The sequence below is a fragment of the Frankia sp. CoWAU3 genome (assembly GCF_977971855.1).
In genome coordinates this window covers 11541-15734 of the sequence record NZ_CDWWXB010000069.1, presented here as the reverse complement: position 1 = coordinate 15734, position 4194 = coordinate 11541, and the positions used below count along the sequence as shown (strand labels likewise).

At 70.1% G+C, this 4194-nt stretch carries 2 protein-coding genes and 1 pseudogene; 2 read left to right on the top strand and 1 reads right to left on the bottom strand.

The features are described 5' to 3' along the window. The first annotated feature begins 202 nt into the window (after positions 1-202). Together AC08ON_RS08760 and AC08ON_RS08755 are read left to right on the top strand one after the other, a co-directional pair. Entirely contained in the window at positions 203-865 is a 663-nt protein-coding gene (locus tag AC08ON_RS08760; RefSeq protein WP_476607162.1) for a 2'-5' RNA ligase family protein, read from the top strand. Positions 866-894: 29 nt separating this feature from the next. Then, on the top strand, positions 895-2130 hold the full coding sequence (locus tag AC08ON_RS08755) for a YihY/virulence factor BrkB family protein (RefSeq protein WP_476607161.1): 1236 nt from the start codon (positions 895-897) through the stop codon (positions 2128-2130). A gap of 542 nt (positions 2131-2672) precedes the next feature. Here AC08ON_RS08755 and AC08ON_RS08750 read toward each other — a convergent pair. After that, positions 2673-3491: pseudogene (locus AC08ON_RS08750) on the bottom strand (D-alanyl-D-alanine carboxypeptidase family protein); the annotation flags it as partial. Positions 3492-4194: the final 703 nt, after the last annotated feature.

Here is a 4194-nt window from a genome sequence, read left to right as displayed (position 1 = left end):
CATTGTCAGCTTTTGGTCATGATCTGGAATCCGCATCCCCTTCCCATGGTCCGCGCGGGACGGCCGTGGCTCATGGGCCATGATGTCGGCATGCTTCCTCGGCGAGACCGATCCCGACGGCCGGTTCTTCACCCGGCGCAGGCAGGCATGTGGATACGCAGAGTAGCGATCGTCACTGCTTTCGTCGGGGAGCCGGTCCCGCATGACTGAGGGGGTGAACGGTCATACCGTCCAGGTTGTCCCGGCCGTTGATCCCGGTGGATCGGTCGATCCGCTCGGTTCCGCGGCTCGGGTGGACATCGGGGTGGCGATCGGCATCCCCGAGCCGTACCGCACAGAGCTTCAGGACTGGCGGGAGCGACTCGGCGACCCGAACGCAGCCCTCATCGTCCCGCACGTCACCCTGCTGGGTCCGACCTCCGTCGGGTTCGTGGAGCTGCCCATGATCGAGCGCCACCTCGCGCAGGCGGCGCGGACGAACTCCCCGTTCACCATCCGCCTGCGGGGATCCGGCACGTTCCGGCCGTTGTCTCCGGTCGTGTTCGTCGCCCTCGCCATGGGTATTCTCCGGTGCGAGAAACTGGCGGCGGTGGTACGGTCCGGTCCTCTCGACCGGCCGCTCAGCTTTGCCTACCATCCGCACGTCACCGTCGCGCACGATCTTGCCGAGGACGCGTTAGATCGCGCCTTTGATGCGCTCGCCGAATATCAGGCGCAGTTCGAGGTCAACGGGTTCGGGATGTACGAAAGAGGCGCCGACCTGCGCTGGCGGCAACTACGCTTCTTCCCGTTCGGTCGCCCTGAGCGTGGGCCGGAACCGGTGGGCGGCGGGAGGCGACGCGCCACACTCGGATCTCGGGAGTGAGCGCACGCCGTCGGGGGACAGTAACGAATGTGACGGGACCTCGTCAGGCGGTACGGGCCGGTGTCGGGACGGTTTCCGGTACCGCTGTGGCGGTACGCCGGAAACGTCCGTTTCTCGATCACCTCGTCCGGGCATATTCCCGCTACACAGCCGATGGCGGTGATCGTCTCGCGGCGTCGGCGACCTACTTCGCGTTCCTTTCATTCTTCCCGCTGATCGCGCTGGCCTTCGCGGTCACCGGCTTCGTCGTAGACGCGTACCCCGATGTGCAGGAGAGCCTGACCCGGCAGATCAACGACTATCTTCCGGGCTTGGCGGACAAGCTCGACGTCGCCTCGATTGGCAACGCCAAGGTCGGTGTGGGCATTATCGGTCTTGCCGGCCTCCTGCTCGCCGGACTCGCGTGGATCGGCGCGCTGCGGGACGCCATCCGTCTCGTATGGCACCAGGACATCGATGTCGGTAACATCATCACCCGGCGGCTGCGGGATGTCACGGTGCTCGCGGGACTGGGACTGACTCTGTTGGCCTCACTCGTCGTGACCAGCCTCTCGACCTCGGCCACCGGGTCATTCCTGAGCTGGATCGGATTGTCCGGCAGCACCGCCGCGGCCTGGGTGACCGGCCTACTGGCCCTGCTCATCGCCCTCGCGATCGACACCGCGGTTTTCCTCTATCTGTTCTGGCGGCTGCCGCAGCAGACCGACCGGGTGCGGACGGTCCGGGGTGCGGTGCTCGGCGCCGTCGGAGTCGAGATCCTCAAGATCGTCGGCACCTGGCTGGTCGGGCAGACCATGAGCAATCCGGTGTACGGTACGTTCGCGGTGATCGTCGGGTTGCTCATCTGGATCAACATTGTCATGCGATGGACGCTGTTCGTCGCTGCCTGGACCGTGACGGCGCCCTACAACTCCGACGTCTTCCCCTCCGGTTCGGCAGCCCGGCATACCGTCGCCGAGGCGGCCGACCACGCGGCGGCGGGGAGCGCGGGCGCGGCAGGCGCGGGATCCACGGGGCCGGAGTCCTACCGGTCGAGCGGCTCGCCGAACCCGGAGGCCTCCCGCCGCCTGGTGCCCGGCTCCCAGAACGGCTCGACGCCGCTCGAGTCTGCTTCATCCGACCCGTCGTCGGCGAAGCCATCCTCGGCCGGACCGGTGCGGGTGGCGTCGGAGAGCAACCCGCGTGGCACGGTGCCCCTCCCCGCCCGGGTACGGGCACTTCTGCGCCGCCGCATACCCTCGGGGACATCCAGCAGATCGGACTGATCAGGTCCGGCCGCCGGCCGCAGCGTTACGGACACGTGTCCGTAACGCGGTGCGGGTGGCCGGCCCGACGGGCGCTCGACGTCCCGGAGGCCCGCCGCCGCGTGCCGCCGCCGGTGCTGGTGTCGGCGTACCCGGGCGGCCCGATGGGTGAGTGCGGTGAGCAGGCATGCTACGACGGTGCCGCCGATCGCGATCCAGGTTATCGGGCCGATGCCGCTGCCAGGATCGCCCGCGCGGGCGACTCCGTGCCGCGAGGAGGAAGAGGAGCGCGAGGAGGAAGAGGAGGATGTTGCCGCGCCGGCGGTCGGCGCGACCCCTGGACCCGCCGGGCTGATGGAGGGCCGGTCTCCCGCGGGCCCGCTCGACGCCGCCGCCGTCGCCCCGGGGTTCGCGAGATACCCGACCGGGGTGACCGTGTTGGCGTGTGCGAAGCCCCAGTCGAGCAGCGCGCGTGCGTCCTTGCCGTAGGCGGGAGCCGTCCGCAGCAGGGCGACGATGAGGGTGTGGCCGCCGCGGGTGGCCGCGCCGACGAACGTCGCGCCGGCCGCGATGGTGTAGCCGTTCTTCACCCCGATAGTCCCCTCGTAGGAACGCAGCAGGGCGTTGTGGTTCTGGATCTCGAAGCGGGTGCCCCCCCGGCCGGCGAGCGAGGCGCGCGGGATCGTCAGGTAGCCGCGCACCGTCGGGTTGTCCAACGCCGCCCGACCGAGCACGGCTAGGTCGTGCACACTGGTGACCTGGCCGGGACTGTCCAGTCCGGTCGGGTCACCGGCGACGGTGTCCGTTGCGCCGAGTGACCTGGCTAGAGCGTTCATCCGCTGCAGCACGGCGGGAGTTCCCCCGCTCGCCTGGACCAGGGCCATGGTCGCGTCGTTTCCGCTGGAGATCAGCATGGCGGTCGCCAGGTCACGGACGGTGTATCCGACCCCCGGCACGAGACCGACCTTCGTGCCGTCCACCCGAGGGGCGTTCTCGTCGACCGTCACGACCCGGTCCGGCGGCAGGCCGGGCAGCACGGTCAGCGCGGTCAGGATTTTCATCGTGCTGGCCGGGAGATCCTGGGCGTGTGGGCGGTAGGCGGCGAGGATGGCGCCGCTTCCCGCGTCCGCGACGAGCCACTCGGCTGCCGTGAGACCGGCCGGGGGAGCGGAGTCGGAAGCGGCGGTGGGTGCCGGTGCGGCGAGCGGGACGGTGGGCGGGACCGCGGGTGGAGCGCTGGCCGCAGCCGGCGGCCCGAGGCCGGCCGCGGGGGACGCGGCGGTACCCAGGCCGCTCGTGGGACCGGGAGTGGGTGCGGGGCCGGCCGCGGTCGCCGGAACGATCTTCAGGAACGGGGTGAGGACTGCGCCGAGGACCGCCACGGCCACCAGCGCCCGCCCGAGGCTTCCGCGGAGGCGACGCGGGTCATGCCGGGGCGGGCAGGGGACACGCACCTGTCGAACGCTACTGGGTTGACCCGTTCCGCAGAAGGGTGGTTACGACCCGTGTCGCGAGTGGACGTTTCCTGGGTAGGAATCCACTGGTTGCGGCTTTCCCATTGAATGCCAGGAGGAGCCCGTATGGGCAGAGAGACTATGGTGCCCGTGCGTTGTAACTCCTCTGTTCTTGAGGTGCGTCGTCGCGCTGGCCTCCCGGGTGGGGTCGTCGAGCGTGGTCTCCGGGGTGGGACCGGTGGCGATGGTCGGCGTCGTCTTCCTGTCGGGACCGCCGTTTTCGCGGTTCCCGGTGCGGGTGGCATACCCGGTGTCCGTGGAGCGAGGGGGGATGCCTGCCGTGCTCACACCCGTGGTGTTCCTGCGCTTGTGGTGCTTGGGCCGCCGGGGGCGTTCCGGATTCCCGATGTTCGGCTTGCCCGTGGCGGGCAGGCCCTCGGTCTCGGGGTCGCTCGTTTCCCGGGGGCCACCACCGGCCGTGGGCGCCGGCCCGCCGTGCCGTGACGGCGATCGTGCGGCGGTCGGCTCCCGTTCATCCGACGCCGTCTGGGGCGGAACGTGAACCGCGTCCCGCACCAGACTCTCGATGTCGCCGCGAAGAGATTCGAGTTGGCCGGCCAGCTCGCCGCGC